We start from the raw sequence: 20,994 nt of genomic DNA, 5'->3' as shown, positions 1-20,994 counted from the left end.
CCGGATGCCCAAGGTAACGTTCGACGGCGTCTCCGTAGCCGTCGCGGTGGATCACCTGCCGGAGCCCAAGATGCTGCTGCAGGATGTCAGCCTGGAGCTCACCGAGGCGCGCGTTGGCGTGATCGGTGCGAACGGCTCGGGAAAGTCCACGCTCCTGCGCCTGGTCAACGGGCTGGTGCAGCCCAGCGAAGGCCACGTCGCGGTGGACGGGCAGGACACCGTCCGTGCTGTCCGGTCCGTCCGGCGGGCCGTGGGTTTTGTTTTTACCGACCCGCTGTCCCAACTGGTGATGCCCACGGGACGCGAGGACGTGGAACTGTCCCTGCGGCGGACAGCCCGCAACGGTGCCGAACGGCGCCGCCTGGCCGACGCGGCACTGGACCGGTTCGGGTTGCTGCCCCTGGCAGACCAAAGCATCTACGAGCTTTCGGGCGGCGAACGGCAGCTCCTGGCCCTGGCGGCAGTGCTGGCAGTGGACCCCGCCGTGTTGGTGCTGGATGAACCGTCAACGCTGCTTGACCTGCGGAACAGGGAACTGCTGCGCCGGACCCTGACCGGGCTGGACCAGCAGATCATTATGTCCACCCATGACCTGGACCTGGTCCTCGGGATGGACAGGGTGCTGGTCATCGACCAGGGCGCAGTGGTGTTTGACGGCCAGGCCGCAACCGCTGTCGCCTTCTACCGGGAACTGTGCCTGGCCGGCCTCGAGACTCCAGGGCCAGGTCCGCGGTGAAGGACCACGGTTTCCTTCTGGCCACCTACGCGCCAGGCACCTCACTGGTCCACCGCACGCCGCTGGCCGTGAAATTCCTGCTGGTCTTCGCCTGCGGCGTTGCCTCCTTCGTGGTGGCGGACTGGCGCTGGTCTGCGGTCGCCCTGGCGGCCCTGGCCGCATTGTTCCTGCTGTCCGGCGCCGGTTTCCGGCGGTTATGGCGCGCGGTCCGGGCCCTGGTGCCGGTGCTGCTGGTGATCGGGTTGTTCCAGGGTTGGCAGCTGGGTGCGCCAACGGCCGCCCGGATTGTCCTGAACATCCTGGTCTGCGTGGTGGCCGCGTCCATCCTCACCGTGTCCACGCCGGTCCAGCGCCTGTTGGACGGGGTGGTGGCGGCTGTCCGTCCGCTGCAGCGGTTCGGCGCCGACCCGGAACGGTTCGCCCTGACCATCGGCATTATGCTCCGCAGCATTCCGTATATCGCGGGCACCTTCGCCGATGTCCGCGATTCCGCCAAAGCACGCGGCCTGGAACGCAATCCCCGCGCCCTGGTCCTGCCCGTCTTCATCAGCTCGGTGGCTTACGCGCGCCGGACCGGCGAGGCGCTGGCCGCCCGCGGGCTGGGCGACGCGGAAGACTGACTTGGCCCGGCTCAGTCGCGGCTGATCCGCTCGTAGCGGAGGAGCGCGGCCGTGCCCATCCCCCCGGCCATGCTGATCAGGGCCAGCGCCAGGGTGCCGGCCACCCCCTGCGCGCGCGCCTGTGCCAGCAACCGGGTGACCAGGACGGCCCCGGACGCTCCATAGGCATGCCCCAGGGCCAGGGCGCCGCCGTCGGCATTAGCCAGCTCCGGGGCAATGCCCAGCAGGTCCAGGCAGGCCAGCGTCTGAGCGGCGAAGGCCTCATTGAACTCCACCAGGTCCACCTCTGCTGCTGCCAGGCCGGCCGCCGCCAGGACGCTGCGTGCCGCCGGAACGGCGCCAATGCCGAGGACCGCGGGGTCCACGCCGGCCGTGGCGGTGCCAAGCACCAGCAGCCCGTCCGCGGCGTTCAGTTCCCTGGCCCGCGCCAGCGAGGTCACCACCACGGCGGACGCCGCGTCCGCGTCAAAGCAGGAGTTTCCGGCGGTGACAGTGCCGCCGGGGACAAAAGCGGCCGGGAAACGCGCCATAACGGCGTTGTTCAGGCCTCGGCGGGGGCCGTCGTCGGCTGAAACCTCCGTGGCGCCTACGGCCACGGAGACAATTTCGCCGGAAAAGGTTCCGGCTGCTGCGGCAGCGAGGGCCCGGCCGTGGCTGGCCAGGGCCAGCGCGTCCTGGCGTTCCCGGCCAACAGCGTACTCCCGGGCCACGTTTTCCGCCGCGACGCCCATGTCCGGATCACCGAAACCCGCCGGTACAAACTGGGCCCGCGAATAGAACCGGGGCGTCCCGTCGGCATCCGGGCGGGCCCGGAGCGGTGCGGTGCTGGTGCTCTCCACTCCCCCGGCCAGGTACACGGGGTTTCCGCCGGCTGCCACCAGCCGGGCCGCCAGGGCGATGGCGTCCAGGCCGGAACCGCACTGGCGGTCAACGGTCATGCCGGGTACCCCCACGGGAAGGCCTGCCGCCAGCAGGGCGAGGCGGGCCACGTTGCCACCGGCGCCCACGGCGTTGCCGATCACCACATCCGCAACGGCGGCTGGGTCCAGCCCGGTGGTGCTGACCAGCCGGCGAAGCACAGGCGCCAGGAGTTCATGGGCCGGCACTGTGCGCAGCGGACCGTTGACCCGGCACACCGGGGTGCGCAGCGCCGCGATGATGACCGGTTGGCGGTCCGGGGGCAGCAGGTCAGGCGCCAAGGTTCTTCACCCGGGGATCGTGTCCGGCAATCCAGTCCAGCAGCAGGGTGCGGCTGACCTTGCCGCGGTCCGTGGCGGGCAGCTCGGTGAGCAGGAAGTACTGCAGCGGACGTTTGTCCCGCGGCAGGATGGCCTCCAGGCCGGCCCGCAGCGAGGTGGCCGTCAGCCCGCCATGGGCCGGGACCACCCCCGCCACCACCCGCTGGCCGCGGATGTCGTCAGGCATTCCGGCGGCCACGGCTGCGCACACGCCGGGGAGGGCGGAGAGGGCCAGCTCCACCTCATGCGGGTAGACGTTTTTCCCGGCGGTCAGGATCATGTCGGCGCGGCGGCCCAGGATGTGCAGTTCACCGTCACGCAGGAACCCCTGGTCCCCCACCGTGTACCAGTCGCCGAAAGAACGCAGTGCCTCGCCGTCGTCCCCCCAGAGGTAGCCGTTGCTGACCAGGCCGCTCCGGACGCAGATGTTTCCGGCGCCGTCGTCGGGTACCTGGGCCCCGGCGTCGTCAAGGATGCGGACCTCCACGCCAGGGAACGGCCGCCCGATGCCTGTGCCGCCAACCTCCGGAGGCCGGCCGGCAGGCAGCCCGGCACCCGAGACGAAGCTCAGCTCGGAGGCGCCGTAGTACTCGAAAATCGTGGCGTTGGGGGCCCACCGGCGGGCCGCCTGGAGCGTGCGCGCATCAAGCTTGGACCCGGCGCAGATGATGGTCCGGATGCCTGCTGCGTCCACCCCGCCGGCCAGGCCGCGTTCGCTGAGCATCCGGAGCATGGTGGGAACCAGGACCAGCCGGGTGACCCGGTCATAGGTGATGGCCGCGTGGATGTCCCCCACATCAAAGGAGGCCAGGGTCTGGAACTCGGAGCCGGCGTACAGGCATTCGGAGAGGGCGTACAGGTTGAGGCTGGCAGCCAGGGGGCCCGGGGCCAGTGTCACGTCATCCGCGCGGAGGCCGAAGAACTCGATCGACGCCTCAAACGATTCCTGCCAGGAACGCCGGGACCTGGTGAAGGCCTTGGGCAGGGACGTGGTTCCGGACGTCAGCCCGATCAGGAAGGTGGAGCCCGGCGGCCCGTCAGCCAGCAGGTCCGCGGCAGCGTCCGGAACCTGGCCGGGGACGGCGTGCGCGCGTACCGCCGCCACGATGTCCGCCTGCAGGCCGGCTGGCCAGGAGGGGTCCAGCACGGCGCACTGCCGCTCCCCCGCCACGGCTGCCGCGTACTGCAGGGCGAAATCCACGGAATTCTCCTGGCAGAGGGCCGTGATCGGTCCCGTGGCACCCAGCCGGGCCTCGGCGCCGTCGCGCAACTGCGCCCACGTGAGCCGGCGGCCGGCGATCACGACAGCGGGATGGTGCGGACGTTCGTCGGCCCAGCGCTGGAGTCGGTCAAGAAAAGGCATCGGATCAACTTTACCGGCAGGCTCCGGTCCGGCGCCGTGGCCGCGGGCTATTGTGACCCTATGAGTTTCAATGACAATGTGCAGCTGGACCCTTCGCAGGTCCAGGACCGCCGCGGCATGGGCCGCGGCGTAAAAGTGGGCGGCGGCATCGGCGGCGGACTTGTCCTCCTGGTGGCGCTGCTCCTGGGCATCAACCCGGACCTCCTGGGCGGCCTGGCAGGCACCCAGGCACCGCAAACCCAGCAGCAGGGCACGGCGCCGGCCTGCTCCACAGGTGCGGACGCCGATGCGCGCGAGGACTGCCGCATCACGGGCACGGTCAACAGCCTCAACGCTTTCTGGCCGGCCTACCTGCAGCAGTACAACGTGCAGTACCCGCAGCCCGAGACCGTCATTTTCGAGGGCGGCACCGACACCGGCTGCGGTTCGGCCACCAGCGCCGTGGGTCCGTTCTACTGCCCCACGGACACCACCGCTTACTTCGACCCGGGTTTCTTCCAGGAACTGGTGGACCGGTTTGGGTCCTCCGGCGGTCCACTGGCCCAGGAATACGTGGTGGCCCATGAGTTTGGCCATCACGTCCAGAACATCCTGGGCGACCTGGACCGCGCGCAACAGGATCCGCAGGGGCCGGAGTCCGGCGCCGTCCGTACGGAACTGCAGGCCGACTGCTACGCGGGGCTCTGGGCCCGCCACGCCACCACCGTTGCGGACCCGGCTACCGGCCAGCCGTACCTGGAACCGTTGACCCAGCAGGACCTGAACGATGCCTTGTCGGCCGCGTCCGCCGTGGGCGATGACCGCATCCAGGCGTCCGCCACCGGCCAGGTCAACCCGGAAGCCTGGACCCACGGTTCCAGCGAGCAGCGCCAGGCCTGGTTCAGCAAAGGCTACGAAACCGGCGACATCAAACAGTGCGACACCTTCGCCGCCGCCAACCTTTAAGGCACGTACGACGACGGCCGGTTACCTTTTGCGAAAAAGGTAACCGGCCGTCGTCGTACTTTCAGATGTTGAAGCCGAGGGCCCGCATCTGGTCCTTGCCGTCGTCCGTGATCCGCTCGGGACCCCACGGCGGCATCCAGACCCAGTTCAGGCGCCACTCGTCCACAACGCCGTCGAGGGACTTGCCCACCTGCTCCTCGAGGACGTCGGTGAGCGGGCATGCTGCGGTGGTCAGCGTCATGTCGATCAGCAGCGCGCCGTCGTCGTCGGAGTACTTGAGCCCGTAGAGCAGGCCCAGGTCCACGATGTTGACGCCGAGCTCGGGATCGATGACATCCTTCAACGCCTCTTCGACGTCCTCCAGGGCCGTCTGGCCCGGCTTGATATCAGTCATGGCGGGTTCCTTACAGGGCCGGTGCCGCAGCGATGGCGGCAGCGCCGGCGCCCTTGGCGTAACGGTCGTAGCCTTCGTCTTCCAGGCGGTCGGCGAGCTCCGGGCCGCCCTCTTCAACAACCTGGCCGTCAACGAAGACGTGGACGAAGTCAGGCTTGATGTAGCGCAGGATCCGGGTGTAGTGCGTGATGAGCAGCGTGCCCATGTTGCCCTCGGAGTGGGCGCGGTTGACGCCTTCGGAGACGACCTTGAGCGCGTCGACGTCCAGGCCTGAGTCGGTTTCGTCCAGGATGGCGAACTTGGGCTTGAAGAGCTCAAGCTGAAGGATCTCGACCCGCTTCTTTTCGCCGCCGGAGAAGCCTTCGTTGACGTTGCGCTGGGCGAAGTCGGCGTCGATGCGCAGCTGCTCCATGGCAGCCTTGACGTCCTTGGTCCAGGTGCGCAGCTTGGGGGCTTCGCCGTCGATGGCGGTCTTGGCGGTGCGCAGGAAGTTGGTCATGCTCACGCCGGGAACCTCGACAGGGTACTGCATGGCGAGGAAAACGCCGGCGCGGGCACGCTGGTCAACGCTCATTTCCAGGACGTCTTCGCCGTCCAGCGTGATGGAGCCGCTGGTGACGTTGTAGCGGGGGTGTCCGGCGATGGTGGAGGCCAGCGTGGACTTGCCGGACCCGTTGGGGCCCATGATGGCGTGGGTTTCGCCGGTCCGGATGGTCAGGCTGACGCCCTTCAGGATTTCCTTGGTGCCCTGCTCCGTCTCAATGCTGACGTGCAGGTCCTTGATCTCAAGAGTAGACATATGTCTTGTTCTCCTCTGCACCGGCCTGGCGGCTGCGGTGCGGTCTTTGTCTGGAAGTTGGTTCGTGAATCTGTGGTGCTAGCTGAAGGTTGGTGCCTCGGCGCCGTTGAGGACGTTGCTGAAGTCCACGTAGACCTCGTCGGCCCGGATTTCAACAGCGAACACAGGAACGGGATCGTAGGCGGGCAGCTGCAGGGGCTGGCCACTGCGCAGGTCGAACTGGGAGCCGTGGCCCCAGCACTCGATGGCGCACCCTTCCACTTCGCCCTCGGACAGGGAAATGTCCGCGTGCGAGCAGGTGTCGCCGATCGCATGGATTTCCCCCATGGAGTCCTTGACGATGGCCACCGGGTAGTCCTCGATCAGGATCCGCAGGGCCTGCTTCGGCGAAATGTCATCGACTTTGCAGACGAGTTCGCCTTTTGGCTGGTCAGTCATGTGTTCCCGTGCCCCGTGCCTTAGTTTTCCGTCAGCGCGAGTTCGCGCTCCACGGCGTCCGTGAGGCGTTCCTCAAGGGCGGGTACCTTGATCTGCTGGATGATCTCGTTCAGGAAGCCACGGACCACGAGGCGGCGGGCCACGTTTTCCGGGATGCCGCGGGCCATCAGGTAGAACAGGTGCTCGTCATCCAGCCGGCCGGTGGCGCTGGCGTGGCCGGCACCCTCGATCAGGCCCGTCTCGATTTCGAGGTTCGGGACGGAATCGGCGCGGGCGCCGTCCGTGAGCAGCAGGTTGCGGTTGGCCTCGTAGGTGTCGGTGCCTTCTGCTTCCTTGCGGATCAAGACATCGCCCACCCAGACGGCGTGCGCGTTGCGGCCCTGCAGGGCACCCTTGTACAGCACGTTGGACTTGCAGTTGGCCACGGCGTGGTCAACAAACAGGCGCTGCTCAAGGTGCTGGCCGGCGTCGGCGAAGTACAGGCCGAACAGTTCGGCTTCGCCGCCGGGGGCGGTGAAACGCGCGGACGGCGTGACCCGGACCAGGTCACCGCCCAGGCTGACCATAACGTGCTTGAGCTTTGCGTCGCGGCCGATCTTTGCCTGCTGCGAGGAGGCGTGCACTGCTGCGTCGTCCCATTCCTGAAGGGACACCACCGTGAGGTTGGCGCTGTCCTCAACAACGATTTCGACGTTTTCGGCCACCACGGCGTTGCCGGTGTGGTTGAGCACAACAACGGCCTTGGAGAACTTCTTCGCCACGATCACCAGGTGCTGGGCGGCGGCGTCGGCCGAACTGCCCGTGATGTTGACGGTGATTTCCGAATCGGCTTCGAACTCTTCGGGGATGGTCACCACGGTGGCCTCGGCGAAGTTCTCCCAGGCGTTGGCGGAGACCCGGTCCTCCGGGATCCCGGCGGTGCCGATCCGCTGGTCGTCGCGGCCAACCGTTTCCACGATGACAGCGTCAGGACCGCTGACGGACACGGCGGGGGCCGCGCCGGAGAGGACCTCGCTGTGCAGGCCGCGGAGCCGTTTGAGCGGGGTGAAGCGCCAGTCCTCTTCCAGGCCGGTCAGCGGCTTGAAGTCCGCCAGCTTGTAGGAGGTCAGGCGGCCGGCGCGTGAGCTGTCCGGAATGCCTTCGCCGCCGCCGTGGGAGTGGCTCTTGGCAGAGGCTCCCGCCAGCGGGGACTTGGCGCCCGCAGCGTTGATGGGCGAAAGGCTTTCGCCCTCTTCAGTGAAACCGTCGATGAACGGCTGGGCTGAGGGCGCGCCGATGCGCGCTTTTTCGGTAGTGATTTCAGTCATCGTTATCCGACGGACCCTTCCATCTGCAGTTCAATCAGGCGGTTCAGCTCAAGTGCGTATTCCATGGGGAGTTCCCGGGCGATCGGCTCGATGAAGCCGCGCACGATCATCGCCATGGCCTCGTCTTCGCGCATGCCGCGGGACATCAGGTAGAACAGCTGCTCTTCGCTGACGCGTGACACGGTGGCCTCGTGTCCCATCACAACGTCGTCCTCGCGGATGTCGATGTACGGGTACGTGTCCGAGCGGCTGATGGTGTCCACCAGCAGCGCGTCACAGCGGACGGTGTTGGCGGAGTGCTTGGCGCCTTCACGGACCTGGACCAGGCCGCGGTAGGCGGCTCGGCCGCCGCCGCGTGCCACCGACTTGGAGATGATGGAGCTCTTGGTGTTCGGTGCGATGTGGACCATCTTGGAACCCGTGTCCTGGTGCTGGCCTTCGCCGGCGAAGGCGATGGACAGCGTCTCGCCCTTGGCGTGCTCGCCAACGAGGTAGACGGCCGGGTACTTCATGGTGACCTTGGAGCCGATGTTGCCATCGACCCACTCCATGGTGGCGCTTTCTTCGCAGATGGCGCGCTTGGTCACCAGGTTGTAGACGTTGTTCGACCAGTTCTGGATGGTGGTGTAGCGGACGCGGGCGCCCTTCTTCACCACGATCTCCACAACGGCGGAGTGCAGGGAGTCCGAGGTGTAGATCGGCGCCGTGCAGCCTTCGATGTAGTGGACGTAGGAGTCCTCGTCCGCGATGATCAGCGTCCGCTCGAACTGGCCCATGTTTTCCGTGTTGATGCGGAAGTAGGCCTGAAGGGGGATGTCCACGTGGACGCCCTTGGGGACGTACACAAAGGAACCGCCGGACCAGACGGAGGTGTTCAGTGACGCGAACTTGTTATCGCCCACGGGGATGACGGTGCCGAAGTACTCCTGGAAGATCTCCGGGTGTTCCTTCAGCGCGGTGTCGGTGTCGAGGAAGATGACGCCCTGCTGTTCCAGGTCCTCGCGGATCTGGTGGTACACCACTTCCGACTCGTACTGGGCTGCCACGCCGGAAACCAGGCGGCTGCGCTCGGCTTCGGGGATGCCAAGCTTCTCGTACGTGTTCCGGATGTCCTCGGGCAGGTCCTCCCAGGTGGCAGCCTGCTTCTCGGTGGAGCGCACAAAATACTTGATGTTGTCGAAGTCGATGCCGGAGAGGTCTGCACCCCAGGTGGGCATGGGCTTGCGGTCGAAGTACTTCAGGCCCTTCAGGCGCAGGTCAAGCATCCACTGGGGTTCGCTCTTTTTGGCCGAAATGTCCCGGACGACCTCTTCGCTGAGCCCACGTCGGGCGTTGGCGCCGACGTCGTTTTTGTCAGCCCAGCCATACTCGTAGTTACCGATGCCGTGGAGCTCGGGATTCTTTTCGAGAATCTCCGAGATCACAGTGCTTTCGGCTACCGCTTTCTCTGATAGTTGGTCCGTCATCACGGCCTTTCTTGCTGATGGTTGTTTACTTCAACCAGGCTGGCGGGGGCTGCCGGGGAGCCTGCGGGCTCCGGGGCAGACAGCCTGCCTGTGGGAATGTGGGTGGTGCAGACGTGGCCGCCGCGGGCCAGCGTGGAAAGCCGGCGGACGTCGACGCCCACCAGCCGGGAGAAAACTTCGGTCTCAACGTCGCAGAATACGGGGAAACGGGACGCGAGTTCCTGGATGGGGCAGTGTCCCTGGCACAGCTGGACGCTGGACAGGGCCGCCGGCAGCGGGGCCTTGGCTTCGATGGAGGCTGCGGAGGACACGAAGTTGTCCCGGCTCAGGGCATCGGAGAGCGCCTTGGCACGGTCGGCGATGTCCGGGCCTGCCTTGTCGATTTCCGGGGCGTAGCGGCGTTCCATGTCGGCGAAGCGTTCGACGGCGAACGCCCGGACAGCGTCCGGGCCGGCGGCTTTCTGGAGCTGCTGGAGCGCCAGGGCGGCGATGTCCAGGTAATCGTTCCCCAGGCTCGACTGGCCCTGCGAGCTCAGGACGTACCGCCGGGCGGGGCGTCCTGCGCCGCCGCCGGAGCGGGCAGCACGCTTGACTTCGATGACGCCCGCGCGCGAAAGGTTATCCAGGTGGCGCCGGACGGCGGCAGGGGTGAAGCCCAGAAGGTCGCCGAGTTCGGCGGCGCTCACGGGCCCGTGCTCCAGGACGGCGGACAGGACGCGGTCCCGGGTTCGGTCATCCGCGTCGGCCACCGCACCGGCGGCCACAGGGCTGCGGTGGGTGGGGGCCTGTGCGGCCCCGCGCCCGGTGACGGGCGCAACAGTAGCGTTACTCACGGAATACACAACACAATCATGTCGTAATTTAGTCCCGTCCTCCAGTAAGGACAGGCTGGCCTCGGCCTGGCGGCCGGCGCGGCGGCCGTAAGTACTACGTCCCGTAGAATACGTGGGTGCGATCCCCATCTTCCCCGGTCCTGTCCATTGACGGGCTCATCAAGGACGTCGGCCCCCTTTCCAGCCTCGACGGCCGGATGCTCCGCGTGGTCAGCGGTGTGTCGCTGACCGCGGAACGCGGCCAGGTCACCGCCCTCCTCGGCGCCAACGGAGCCGGTAAAACCACCACGCTCGAGTGCGCGCAGGGCCTGCAGAAGCGTACCGGGGGAACCATCACCCTGCTGGGCCAGGACCCCGCTGCGGCGGGGGCTGACCTGCGGTCCCGCGTTGGCGTGATGCTGCAGGACGGCGGCCTCCCTCCGTCGGCCAGGCCCATCCCGCTGCTGCGGCACGTCGCAGGCCTTTACGCCAACCCCTGGCCGGTGCCCGAACTCGTGGAACGGCTGGGCATCGACGCCTTCAGCCGAACCACTGTGCGCCGGCTCTCCGGCGGCCAGAAACAGCGCCTGGCCCTGGCTGCGGCGCTGATCGGCCGCCCCGAAGTGCTCTTCCTGGATGAGCCAAGCGCCGGCCTGGACCCGCAGTCACGCCAGGTGGTGTTCGAGCTCATCGCAGAACTCCGCGACGCCGGCATGGGAATCATCCTCACCACGCACCTGATGGATGACGCCCAGCGGCTTGCCGATTATGTCTACATCATCGACGGCGGCCGCAACGTAGCCGAGGGCACGGTCCAGGAACTGCTGCAGCGGGACCATGGCGTAACACCCGGCGCGGAGCAGGTGCGCACCCTGGTCTTTGATGCGGACCCCGGACTGGAGTTCGACGGCGTCCTGCCGCCCGGTGCGGAAATCCTCGAGGTCCGGGCCGGCAGCTACACGGTGACCGGCGCCCTGGCCCCGGCGCACCTGGCCGCTCTGGCCACCTGGTGGGAAGCACGCAACATCATGCCGACCGCCATGAGCCTGCAGGCGCGTAGCCTTGAAGACGTCTTTTTGGATATTTCGGGAAAGGACGTCCGATGAACGGGACCCCCGCAACCACCGGCCCTGCGCCGTCCCCCGGCGCTGCCGGAAACCCGGGCGGCAGCACGCTTTCCGGTCCGGCGACGCTGTTCCGGCGGGTGCTGCTGCAGGGCAAATACGAGGCGCTGGCGATGCTGCGGAACGGTGAGCAGCTGATCCTTGCCATCATCCTTCCGCTGCTGGCACTGGTGGGACTCACAGTCACGCCTTTCCTGGACGGCATGGGTGCCAGCCGGATCAACGTCGCCGTACCGGGCATCCTGGCCCTGTGCGCCATGTCCACGGCCTTCACCGGCCAAGGGATCGCCACGGGGTTTGACCGCCGCTACGGTGTGCTCCGCTTCCTGTCCACCACTCCCCTGGGCCGCGGTGGACTGATCGCCGGCAAGGCCCTCTCCGTCCTGGTGGTCCTGTGCCTGCAGGTGGTGGTGGTGACCCTGGTGGCGCTGCTGCTTGGCTGGCAGCCGCCCGCCGCGGGGTGGCTGCCCGGCCTGCTGCTGCTGGTCCTTGGTGCAGGCGCCTTCACGGCGCTGGGCCTGCTGGTTGCCGGAACCGTCCGGCCGGAAGCCACCCTGGCCATCACCAACCTGCTGTGGATCCTGCTGGGCGCCCTCGGCGGGATTGTCATCCCGGGCGAACGGCTCCCGGGTGCCGCGCAGGCAGTGGTGCACTACCTGCCCTCAGGTGCGCTGGGCGAGTCCCTGCGTGAGGCATTCCTTGGCGGCACCCTGAACGGCGCCGCTGCCCTTGTCCTGCTGCTGTGGACGGTTATCGCCGGTGCAGCAGCCATCCGCTGGTTCAAATGGAATTGAGTTTTTCGTGAGCACGGTTTCCCGCCTTCCTCAACTAGCCGGCCGCCTTGCCGCGCGGCTGCCCCGCACGGTGGACAAGAGTGTCCGCCGCCTGGCCGTGGCCTCCCTGATCGGGCAGACCCTGCTGGTGGTGACCGGCGGCGCTGTCCGGCTGACCGCTTCCGGACTGGGCTGCCCCACCTGGCCGCGCTGTACCGAAACGTCCCTGGTGAACACGCCGGAGATGGGAATCCACGGCTTCATCGAATTCGGCAACCGGCTGCTTACTTTTGCGCTGGCCGCCGTCGCCGCCCTCCTGCTGGTGTACCTGTGGAACCTCCGCAAGGAACGCCGGGACCTGTTCCTGCTGGCCCTGGGCCTGCTCGCCAGCATTCCGGCGCAGGCTGTGATCGGTGGCATCACCGTCCTGACCCAACTCAACCCCTGGGTGGTGGGCCTGCACTTCCTGGTCTCCATGGCCCTGGTGGTCTTCGCCACCCTGCTGGTGAACCGGGCCTACGGGCGGACCGGCAGGTTCCCCGCCCTTCGGCTTCCCGCTGTTCCGGGCGTTATGCGCCCGCTGACCGCCGCCGTCGCCATCTTCTCCATCCTGGCCGTGATGCTGGGCGTGGTGGTCACCGGAGCCGGGCCCCACGCCGGCGACGCCGACGCCCCCCGCAACAACCTTGACTGGGACCTGTTCTCACACATCCATGCCGTACCGGCTTACCTGATTACAGCAGGAACCCTGGTGGCGGTGGCAGTGGTCCTGTTGCGCCGGATCAAGGGTCCGTTCCGTGCAGCCGTGCTGGGCCTGCTGGCCGTGACGCTGCTGCAGGGCGTCATCGGCTTCACGCAGTACTACAACGGCATTCCTGAACTGCTGGTTGCGGCGCACATGCTCGGAGCCGCGCTCTTGATGTCAGCCGCTACCAACGCCTGGGATGTTGCCCGCAGCAGCCCCGTGGCTGCCGGGTAGCAGCGCGGACTCCAGTCCCTGCGCAAGGCGCCCCGGTCCACCTGGACCGGGGCGCCTTCCATTTTTAAGACGTCAGGATGCCGCTGCAGGCACAGGAGTGTTGCCGGCAGCGGCATGCGCGGGATCGAGGACCTCGATCCCGCCGGGCGTCACCAGCACCACCCGCGCGGAGGCGATGTCGTAAAACAGCCCGGTCGCCTGGACGGTGCCGGCCGCCAGGGCCGGGCCCACCAGGGGGTGGCTTTCCAGTTTGGCCAGTTGAACGGCCACGTTGACCATTCCCAGCTGGTCGAGGCGGCAGTAGCCTGCCCCGGCTGCCGCCAGCGCCACGGGATGCCCGGCCACCAGTTCGCGGTAGCTGGGCCGGGCGTGGTCCAGCCAGGCCTCGAAACCGGTGCCCAGCGCAGCGTTTCCCGTTCCGCCGGCATCGTCGAAGAGGGCCTTCATGGCGCCGCAGTTCGAATGCCCGCAGATGACAATCGAATCCACGTCCAGGCCCTTGACCGCGAAGGAAAGCGCAGAATCGATGGAGGCATCCTGGCCGTCGTGGCACACCACGTTGCCGATGTTCCGGAGCGTCAGCAGGTCACCCGGTCCGCTGCTGGTGATGAGGTTCGGGTTGACCCTGGAGTCCACGCAGGCAACAAAGAGGGTGTCCGGGTTCTGGCTGTCCGCCAGGTCCTGCACCAGTGGCTTGACCTGGTCCGCAAAGCGGCGGTGGTACTTGTTGATCCCCAGCAGGATGGAGCGCAGCGGCCTGGCTGCGGCGGAACCGCCCTCAGCTGCCGCGTGGCCGGTGACAGCGGCAGCCGGCTCCTGCCACGTGGTCCGCGGCGGCAGCGGCAGCTCACGGGCTTCCTGCCGCTTGGGGGTATTGTCTGCCGCGTCCTGGAACAGGGTGTTGCCGTGTTCCTCGAGGCTGACGCTGCCGCCGGTTGCCTGGTACTGGTTCTGCCAGGCGATCAACGCCTCGCGGAATGCATGGTCCAGGTAGTCGGCGTTCATCTCCACCACCATCTGATGGCCTTCCGGGACTGCCTGCAGGACCCGGTTGAGGCGGGGCAACGCGAAGAAGCTGCAGGAGCCGGCAATGGTGATCCGCCAGGCGGCGTCTGGGCCGGCAGGCTGGTGGGCCTTGATCTCGGCCCGGAGCACCCGCCACAGTACGCTTGCCGCGGCAAGGGCCAGGCCGATGATCACACCCTCGAGCAGGTTGAGGAACACCACGCACAGCAACGTCACGGCGTAGACCAGCAGGTCACCGGTGCGCAGGCTGGTCCGGATGTCCGCCACCTTGATCAGCCGCGCCCCGATCACCACCAGGAGTCCGGCGAGGACCGACAACGGAATCAGTTGGATCAGTCCGGCGAAGAGGGCCGAGAAAGCCAGGATCCAGATGCCGTGCAGCACGGCCGAGGAACGGGTCCGGGCGCCGGCCTCGACGTTGGTGGCGCTCCGGACGATCACGCCCGTTACGGGCAGGCCGCCAAGCGATCCGGAAACAATGTTGGCTGCGCCCTGGCCCACCAGTTCCCTGTTGAGGTTGGTGCGGGGCCCGTTCTGCATCTTGTCGACGGCGACGGCGGACAGCAGGGATTCGATGCTGGCGATCAGGGCCATGGAGAGCACGGCAAACGCAATGGTCCGCCAGTTGCCGTCCGGAAGTTCCGGCAGCGCCACGGCGTCGAAAATTGATCCGTTAAAGGAAATCCGTTCCAGGCCTGGCGCCAGTGCCACGGAGAGGGCGGTGCCGGCGGTGACTGCGGCAAGCGGACCGGGAATGCGGCGGATGGCAGGCGGAAGGTATTTCCAGCCCAGCAGGATGCCGATGACAGCAAGGCCCAGCAGTGCGGCATGGATTTCGAGTCCGGTGATGGCGGCCGGAAGTGATGCGAGGTTTTCCAGGGCCGAGCCGGCCGGCTGGGCGCCCAGCAGGACCTGGAGCTGCTGCAGGATGATGGTGATGCCGATCCCCGCCAGCATCGCCTTGACCACTACGGGGGACACCGCCAGCGCTGCCCGGCCCACCCGGCTGATGCCCAGCAGGAGCTGGACGATGCCTGCAGCTGCGGTGATGGCGCAGGTGGCCTGCCAGCCGAACTGGTCCACCAGGCCCGCCACGATCACTGTCAGTCCGGCGGCAGGCCCGCTGACCTGCAGCGGCGAGCCGCCCAGGCTGCCGGCCACGAGGCCGCCGACGGCAGCGGCGATGAGTCCGGCCATGATGGGGGCGCCGGAGGCGGCCGCGATGCCGAGGGAGAGCGGCAAGGCCACCAGGAAGACCACCAGGGACGCTGGAATGTCGGCACCCAGGTGACGCAGGAAAGCCGGCCTGCGGAGCCCGGGACGCTTGCTGCCCGGCTGGCCTGGGTTCGGCGGGCTGTGGCTGGTGGACGGGAGGTTCGAGTGACCGGGGGCCATGGATATTCCTTTGCTTGCGGGAAGGATCCATTCCACCGTAACCAGTCAGTAACGCCGAGTGACCAAAAAAGTGATCAATATGACAAGCCTGTCATATCTAGGTTGCCGAAGTAAGTTCCACGTGCCGCAGTAGGGTTTTTCCATGGGACAACTGATGGTGGTAACGGGTGCCGGACGGGGATTCGGCCGTGCCTGCGCCGAAGAATTCAGCGCACAGGGCTGGGACGTGGTGGCGGTGGTCAGGTCGGCCCAGGGGCTGGAACCGTTCGACGGCGGCATCACCGTCGTCGAGCACAACGTCACGGCCGATCCCGCAGGCGTTTTCCGGGAGGCGCTGGGTGGGCGTGGCGTGGACCTGCTGGTCAACAACGCCGCGCAGGGTGCCCCGCGCGGCGGGGTCCGCGATGTGGATCCGGACCTGCTGCTGGCAAGCCTCGATACCAACGTGGCGGGGCCGCTCCGGCTGGTGCAGGAACTGCTGCCGGCCCTGCAGTTGACTCCCGCGCCTCTCATTATCAACGTCAGCTCGCGGCTGGGCTCCCTGTCCCGGCAGGCCGCCGGGCACTACGTCCACCTGGGCACCAGCTATGCGTACCGCGTCTCGAAGGCCGGGCAGAACATGCTGACCATCTCCCTGGCCAATGAACTCGGTGGCTCAGTCCGATGCTGGGCAGTTCACCCGGGCCAACTTGCCACGGCCATGGGTGTTCCCGGGGCGTCGAAGCTGCCGGCAACGGCCGCCGTCGAACTTCTCAAGCTGGTGGAAAGCGGCGACCCGGCTCCCCTGCGGTTCTGCGCGCTGGGCGGAGCCGACCTCGAATGGTGATGCCGGGCCGTAAAGTTGCCGGCTAACCTGCCATCACGGCGGGGCCGACGAACGGGTCAACGGCCAGGGCGATAAACAGCAGGGTGAGGTAGCTGATGGAGCCGTGGAACACCTTCATGGCGCGCTTGTCCGAGATCTCCTCGTGCTGGGCGCGGTTATACAGCGAGTGCGACTCGTAGAGGAACCATGCGCCGGCCACCACGGCCGTGACGGTGTAGACCCAACCGGCCCCGCCGGCGGGAACCATCAGCAGGGAGCAGGCCACCATGGCCCAGGCATACAGCACCACCTGCACGGAGACCACCTTGGCGCCCGCGATGGCGCCAAGCATGGGGACGTTGGCGTTGCGGTAATCCTCGCCGTAGCGCATGGACAGCGGCCAGTAGTGGGGCGGCGTCCACAGGAAGATGACCATAAACAGGATGATGGCGGGCCATTCCACCGAGTTGGTCACTGCCGCCCAGGCGATGACAACGGGGAAACAGCCGGCGGCACCGCCCCAGACGATGTTCTGGGCCGTGCGCCGTTTCAGGATGATGGTGTAGATGACCACATAGAAGAAGATGGCCGCGAGCCCCAGCCAGGCGGACAGGGGGTTGGCGCCGAACCACAGGATGGCGATGGCCGCGGCGCCCAAAAGCCAGGCAAAAACCAAAGCCTCGCGCGGGGTCACCTCACCGGTGACCAGGGGCCGCTTTTCGGTCCGGTGCATCAGTTTGTCGATGTCGCGGTCGATGTAGCAGTTGAAGGCGCCGGCACTGCCCGCGGCGAAAGCGCCACCCACCAGGGTGGCAAGGATCAAACCGATGGAGGGAAAGCCGCGCTCGGCGTAGATCATGGTGGGAAGTGTGCTCACCAGGAGCAGCTCGATCACGCGGGGCTTGGTGAGGGCGAGATACGCCTTGGCCTTACGGGCAAACCCAGGGCCCGTGGTCCCGGATGCTTTCAGCGGCGTATCGGTTGTGCTCACGGTGGCAGTCACCCGTTCTGTGTGGCAGTTCTGTCTGGCAATGCAGCTCATGTCCGGCGGCCGGCCCGTCCGCGCACCCGCAGCTTCAACCGGCGATCCGCAAACAGCCGGATTCCGGCCCGGACGTTGACGTCCGCTGACTGGAATTGGCCTCCCCTCATCATAGCGTGCCGGAACCCGCCGCCAGTCCGGCTGATATGCGGTGATGATCGCTCACGTGCCAATTCGAGCAGATTAACTCAACCTCACAGCAGGGCCATTCATAAAAGGGGAAATAGCGTCCACAACGTGAGATTTTTCCGATTTCCGGCGCGCGGGCGGGCTAAGCTGTCACCAGATCAGCGCGCGGCAGGAATGCCTTGGAAAACGCATTCCATGCCGGTTCGCGGCTGAGTGATAGATAACGTTTCGATGGTGAACGGCTGGTACACACCGCAGCGGGCGCCACACGGCGTGCCCCTGACCGGATCCGGTGTACCACCTGCCATCAGCACAGAGAGGGGCCCGGTTTTCGTGCCACATTTGGAAGAGCAAGAACTGTCATGGACCAGCTTGGACCAGCGCGCCGTGGACACCGTCCGCGTACTTGCCGCTGATGCAGTGGAGAAGGTGGGCAACGGCCACCCCGGAACGGCGATGAGCCTGGCCCCGGCCGCTTACCTCCTGTTCCACAAACTGATGCGCCACGATCCCCGGAACCCGGACTGGCTGGGCCGCGACCGCTTCATCCTGTCACCCGGCCATACGTCGCTGACCCTTTACATCCAGCTGTTCCTCTCCGGCTACGGCCTGGAACTGAAGGACCTCGAGGCGCTGCGCACCTGGGACTCGCTGACCCCGGGCCACCCCGAGTACAAGCACACCGCCGGCGTGGAGATCACCACCGGTCCGCTGGGCCAGGGCCTGGCCTCCTCCGTGGGCTTCGCCTACTCCCAGCGCCGCCAACGCGGTCTCTTCGACGCCGACGCCGCCCCGGGCACCAGCCCGTTCGACCACACCATCTGGGTCATCGCCTCGGACGGCGACCTCCAGGAAGGCGTCACCGCGGAGGCATCCTCCCTTGCCGGCCACCAGGAACTGGGCAACCTTGTTGTTGTCTACGATGAGAACCACATCTCCATCGAGGACGACACCGACATCTCCTTCACCGAGGATGTCCTGAAACGCTACGAGGCCTACGGCTGGCACACCCAGCGCGTTGACTGGACCAAGACCGGCGAATACGTCGAAGACGTCCAGGAGCTGTACACGGCACTGCTGGCCGCGAAGGCCGAGACCTCAAAGCCGTCCATCATCTCGCTGCGGACCATCATCGGCTACCCGGCCCCGAAGAAGCAGAACACCGGCAAGATCCACGGTTCCGCGCTGGGCGCAGAGGAAGTCGCAGGCCTCAAGGAGGTACTGGGCTTTGATCCCGCCAAGTCCTTCGACGTGGACCAGGACGTCCTGGCACACGCCCGCTCCGTTGTGGACCGCGGCGCAGCAGCGCACAAGGAATGGGAAGAGTCCTTCAACGCCTGGCAGGCAGCCAACCCGGAGGGTGCAGCACTCCTGCAGCGCATCGAGTCCAAGGAACTTCCCGACGGCGTCGACGCGGCACTGCCTGTCTTCCCGGCCGGCAAGGACGTTTCCACCCGCGCCGCCTCCGGCAAGGTACTGAACGCACTGGGTCCGGTCCTGCCGGAACTCTGGGGCGGCTCCGCCGACCTCGCCGAGTCCAACAACACCACGATTGAAGGCTCTCCGTCCTTCATCCCGGCGTCCAAGCAGACCGACGCCTGGTCCGGAAACCCCTACGGCCGGGTGCTGCACTTCGGCATCCGTGAGCACGCCGCCGCAGCAATCGTCAACGGCATCAGCCTGCACGGCAAGACCCGCGCCTTCTCCGGTACGTTCCTGATCTTCAGTGACTACCAGCGGCCCGCCATCCGCCTCGGCGCCCTGATGGGGGCCTCATCCCTGTACGTATGGACGCACGACTCAATCGGCCTGGGTGAGGACGGCCCCACCCACCAGCCCGTGGAACAGCTCGCCACCCTGCGCGCCATTGTGGGCCTGGACGTTGTCCGCCCCGGTGACGCCAACGAGGTATCCATTGCCTGGAAGACCATGCTGGAAAACCACGCCAACCCGGCCGGCATTGTCCTGACCCGGCAAAACATCCCCACCTGGGAACGCGGCGAAGGTGCAGCCGACGGCGACGTCTTCGGTTCCGCCGCAGGCACCGCCAAGGGCGGCTACGTCCTCGCCGAAGCCAGCCGGGACGGTGCCACCGTTCCCGCCGACGTTGTCCTCATCGGCACCGGTTCCGAGGTCCAGCTGGCCGTCCAGGCCCGCGAGGCACTCCAGGCGGAAGGCATCGCCGCCCGCGTTGTGTCCATGCCGTGCGTCGAATGGTTCAACAAGCAGGACGCCGCCTACCGCGAATCCGTCCTGCCTGCTGACGTCAAGGCACGCGTCTCCGTCGAGGCCGGCCTTTCGCTGGGCTGGAAGGAATTCGTTGGCGACGCCGGGCGTTCCATCTCGCTCGAGCACTACGGCGCATCCGCCGACTACAAGCGCCTTTTCCAGGAGTTCGGCATCACCGCGGAAGCAGTAGCTGCCGCCGCCAAGGACTCCCTCTCCGGCCTCCAGGCCTGAACCCGAATTTAGGAGAAACAACAATGACTACTCCCACACAGCAGCTGTCCGACGCCGGCGTTTCGATCTGGCTCGATGACCTGTCCCGCGGCCGCCTGGACACGGGCACCCTCCGCAAGCTCATCGAAGAGAAGAACGTGGTGGGTGTGACCACCAACCCGTCGATCTTCCACGCCGCCATCACCGCCGGCACCGACTACGACGGCACCATCGCCGCGCAGGCAGCCGCCGGTTCCAGCGTCGAGGAAACCATCTTCGAAATCACCACCACCGACGTAGCCGACGCCTGCGACCTGTTCGCCCCCGTCGCCGCCGCGACCAAGGGTGTTGACGGCCGTGTCTCCATCGAGGTGGACCCCCGCCTGGCCTGGGATACCGCCGGCACCATTGCCGAGGCCAAGAACCTCTACAAGAAGGTCAACAAGGACAACGTCCTGATCAAGATCCCCGCCACCCTTGAAGGCCTCGAAGCCATCACGGCCACCCTGGCAGAGGGCATCAGCGTCAACGTGACCCTGATCTTCTCCCTGGAGCGTTACCGCGCCGTCATCAACGCCTTCCAGGCCGGCCTGGAACAGGCCAAGGAAAACGGCCACGACCTCTCGAAGATCCACTCCGTGGCGTCCTTCTTCGTCTCCCGCGTCGACTCCGAAATCGACAAGCGCCTCGACGCCCTCGGCACCGATGAAGCGAAGGCCCTCAAGGGCAAGGCCGGCGTGGCCAACGCCCGCCTGGCCTACCAGGTCTACGAGGAACTCTTCAGCACCGAGCGCTGGGCGCTCCTCGCCGAAGCCGGCGCACTCCCCCAGCGTCCGCTGTGGGCCTCCACCGGCGTGAAGGACCCGGCCTACCCGGACACCCTCTACGTCACCGAACTGGTGGCCGCCGGCGTTGTGAACACCATGCCGGAGAAGACCCTTGACGCCAGCTTCGACCACGGCGTTGTCACTGGTGACACCATCACCGGCACCTACGCGGAAGCGAACGGCGTCCTGGACGCCCTCGAAGGCCTCGGCATCTCCTACAACGAGGTTGTGGCCCTTCTGGAATCGGAAGGCCTGGACAAGTTCGTGGCCAGCTGGAAGGAACTGCTGGCCGACGTCGAAGGCGCCCTCGCCGCTGCACGGAAGGCTTCCTAGTCCC

The 20,994-nt window shown here is 67.0% G+C and carries 19 protein-coding genes; 9 read left to right on the top strand and 10 right to left on the bottom strand.

Annotated elements, in window-relative coordinates; translation table 11 throughout:
- Positions 1-4 precede the first annotated feature (4 nt).
- Both QRN07_RS02745 and QRN07_RS02740 read left to right on the top strand, forming a co-directional pair.
- Positions 5-736 carry an energy-coupling factor ABC transporter ATP-binding protein gene (locus tag QRN07_RS02745; protein ID WP_056600398.1) on the top strand — a complete coding sequence of 244 codons (732 nt, stop codon included), beginning with the start codon at positions 5-7 and terminating at the stop codon, positions 734-736.
- Positions 733-1,356, top strand: a complete 624-nt coding sequence (locus tag QRN07_RS02740; protein WP_056600399.1) for an energy-coupling factor transporter transmembrane component T family protein — start codon at positions 733-735, stop codon at positions 1,354-1,356. The genes QRN07_RS02745 and QRN07_RS02740 overlap by 4 nt, the downstream gene beginning before the upstream one ends.
- Before the next feature lie 11 nt (positions 1,357-1,367).
- On the opposite strand, the gene QRN07_RS02735 is transcribed toward QRN07_RS02740, so the two are convergent.
- Together QRN07_RS02735 and QRN07_RS02730 are read right to left on the bottom strand one after the other, a co-directional pair.
- Positions 1,368-2,555: a thiolase family protein gene (locus QRN07_RS02735; RefSeq protein WP_056600402.1), complete on the bottom strand. Its 1,188-nt coding sequence runs from the start codon at positions 2,553-2,555 to the stop codon at positions 1,368-1,370.
- Positions 2,545-3,957, bottom strand: a complete 1,413-nt coding sequence (locus QRN07_RS02730; protein WP_056600404.1) for a class I adenylate-forming enzyme family protein — start codon at positions 3,955-3,957, stop codon at positions 2,545-2,547. Before QRN07_RS02730 ends, QRN07_RS02735 begins: the two co-directional genes overlap by 11 nt.
- Positions 3,958-4,017: 60 nt before the next feature.
- On the opposite strand from QRN07_RS02730, the gene ypfJ reads away from it, so the two are divergent.
- Entirely contained in the window at positions 4,018-4,902 is an 885-nt protein-coding gene (gene ypfJ / locus QRN07_RS02725; protein ID WP_056600407.1) for a KPN_02809 family neutral zinc metallopeptidase, read from the top strand.
- Positions 4,903-4,963: 61 nt separating this feature from the next.
- Here the strand turns inward: ypfJ and QRN07_RS02720 are convergent, their stop codons facing one another.
- The 6 genes from QRN07_RS02720 to QRN07_RS02695 all read right to left on the bottom strand — a co-directional run bounded on the left by QRN07_RS02720 (position 4,964) and on the right by QRN07_RS02695 (position 10,148).
- The gene (locus QRN07_RS02720) at positions 4,964-5,296 is read right to left on the bottom strand and encodes a metal-sulfur cluster assembly factor (protein ID WP_050684829.1); all 333 of its coding nucleotides are present in this window, start codon (positions 5,294-5,296) and stop codon (positions 4,964-4,966) included.
- Positions 5,297-5,306: 10 nt separating this feature from the next.
- The gene (sufC, locus tag QRN07_RS02715) at positions 5,307-6,095 is read right to left on the bottom strand and encodes a Fe-S cluster assembly ATPase SufC (RefSeq protein ID WP_050684828.1); all 789 of its coding nucleotides are present in this window, start codon (positions 6,093-6,095) and stop codon (positions 5,307-5,309) included.
- A gap of 78 nt (positions 6,096-6,173) precedes the next feature.
- On the bottom strand, positions 6,174-6,533 hold the full coding sequence (locus QRN07_RS02710; protein ID WP_050684827.1) for a non-heme iron oxygenase ferredoxin subunit: 360 nt from the start codon (positions 6,531-6,533) through the stop codon (positions 6,174-6,176).
- A gap of 20 nt (positions 6,534-6,553) precedes the next feature.
- Positions 6,554-7,840: a Fe-S cluster assembly protein SufD gene (sufD, locus tag QRN07_RS02705; RefSeq protein ID WP_050684826.1), complete on the bottom strand. Its 1,287-nt coding sequence runs from the start codon at positions 7,838-7,840 to the stop codon at positions 6,554-6,556.
- Positions 7,841-7,842: 2 nt separating this feature from the next.
- Positions 7,843-9,306 (bottom strand): Fe-S cluster assembly protein SufB, encoded by a 1,464-nt coding sequence (sufB, locus tag QRN07_RS02700; RefSeq protein WP_050684825.1) that lies wholly within the window; start codon positions 9,304-9,306, stop codon positions 7,843-7,845.
- Positions 9,306-10,148, bottom strand: a complete 843-nt coding sequence (locus QRN07_RS02695) for a helix-turn-helix transcriptional regulator (RefSeq protein WP_082178215.1) — start codon at positions 10,146-10,148, stop codon at positions 9,306-9,308. The genes sufB and QRN07_RS02695 overlap by 1 nt, the downstream gene beginning before the upstream one ends.
- 107 nt (positions 10,149-10,255) lie before the next feature.
- Here QRN07_RS02695 and QRN07_RS02690 point away from each other — a divergent pair, with 107 nt between their 5' ends.
- The 3 genes from QRN07_RS02690 to QRN07_RS02680 are packed head-to-tail and all read left to right on the top strand — an operon-like array spanning position 10,256 to position 12,994.
- Complete coding sequence (locus tag QRN07_RS02690; RefSeq protein ID WP_050684823.1) at positions 10,256-11,224, top strand: ABC transporter ATP-binding protein; 969 nt, start codon at positions 10,256-10,258, stop codon at positions 11,222-11,224.
- Positions 11,221-12,036: an ABC transporter permease gene (locus QRN07_RS02685; RefSeq protein ID WP_082178214.1), complete on the top strand. Its 816-nt coding sequence runs from the start codon at positions 11,221-11,223 to the stop codon at positions 12,034-12,036. The genes QRN07_RS02690 and QRN07_RS02685 overlap by 4 nt, the downstream gene beginning before the upstream one ends.
- Before the next feature lie 7 nt (positions 12,037-12,043).
- Positions 12,044-12,994: a COX15/CtaA family protein gene (locus QRN07_RS02680; protein WP_050684822.1), complete on the top strand. Its 951-nt coding sequence runs from the start codon at positions 12,044-12,046 to the stop codon at positions 12,992-12,994.
- Between the two features lie 72 nt (positions 12,995-13,066).
- Here the strand turns inward: QRN07_RS02680 and QRN07_RS02675 are convergent, their stop codons facing one another.
- Positions 13,067-15,415, bottom strand: a complete 2,349-nt coding sequence (locus QRN07_RS02675) for a SulP family inorganic anion transporter (RefSeq protein WP_050684821.1) — start codon at positions 15,413-15,415, stop codon at positions 13,067-13,069.
- A 142-nt stretch (positions 15,416-15,557) separates the two neighbouring features.
- Between QRN07_RS02675 and QRN07_RS02670 the strand changes: the two genes are divergently transcribed.
- Positions 15,558-16,241 (top strand): SDR family NAD(P)-dependent oxidoreductase, encoded by a 684-nt coding sequence (locus QRN07_RS02670; protein ID WP_050684820.1) that lies wholly within the window; start codon positions 15,558-15,560, stop codon positions 16,239-16,241.
- Between the two features lie 22 nt (positions 16,242-16,263).
- On the opposite strand, the gene QRN07_RS02665 is transcribed toward QRN07_RS02670, so the two are convergent.
- Positions 16,264-17,223, bottom strand: coding sequence for a heme o synthase (locus tag QRN07_RS02665; protein ID WP_050684819.1), 960 nt, complete (start codon positions 17,221-17,223; stop codon positions 16,264-16,266).
- Positions 17,224-17,733: 510 nt separating this feature from the next.
- On the opposite strand from QRN07_RS02665, the gene tkt reads away from it, so the two are divergent.
- Together tkt and tal are read left to right on the top strand one after the other, a co-directional pair.
- A complete protein-coding gene (gene tkt, locus QRN07_RS02660; protein ID WP_056600412.1) occupies positions 17,734-19,851 on the top strand; it encodes a transketolase in 2,118 nt (705 codons plus the stop codon).
- Positions 19,852-19,874: 23 nt separating this feature from the next.
- On the top strand, positions 19,875-20,990 hold the full coding sequence (gene tal, locus QRN07_RS02655) for a transaldolase (RefSeq protein ID WP_050684817.1): 1,116 nt from the start codon (positions 19,875-19,877) through the stop codon (positions 20,988-20,990).
- Positions 20,991-20,994: the final 4 nt, after the last annotated feature.

This window comes from Pseudarthrobacter sp. MEB009, from assembly GCF_030208875.1.
In the GTDB taxonomy this organism is placed as follows: domain Bacteria; phylum Actinomycetota; class Actinomycetes; order Actinomycetales; family Micrococcaceae; genus Arthrobacter.
The sequence above is the reverse complement of the archived record's forward strand: the minus strand, read 5'-3'. Positions and strand labels throughout refer to the sequence as shown.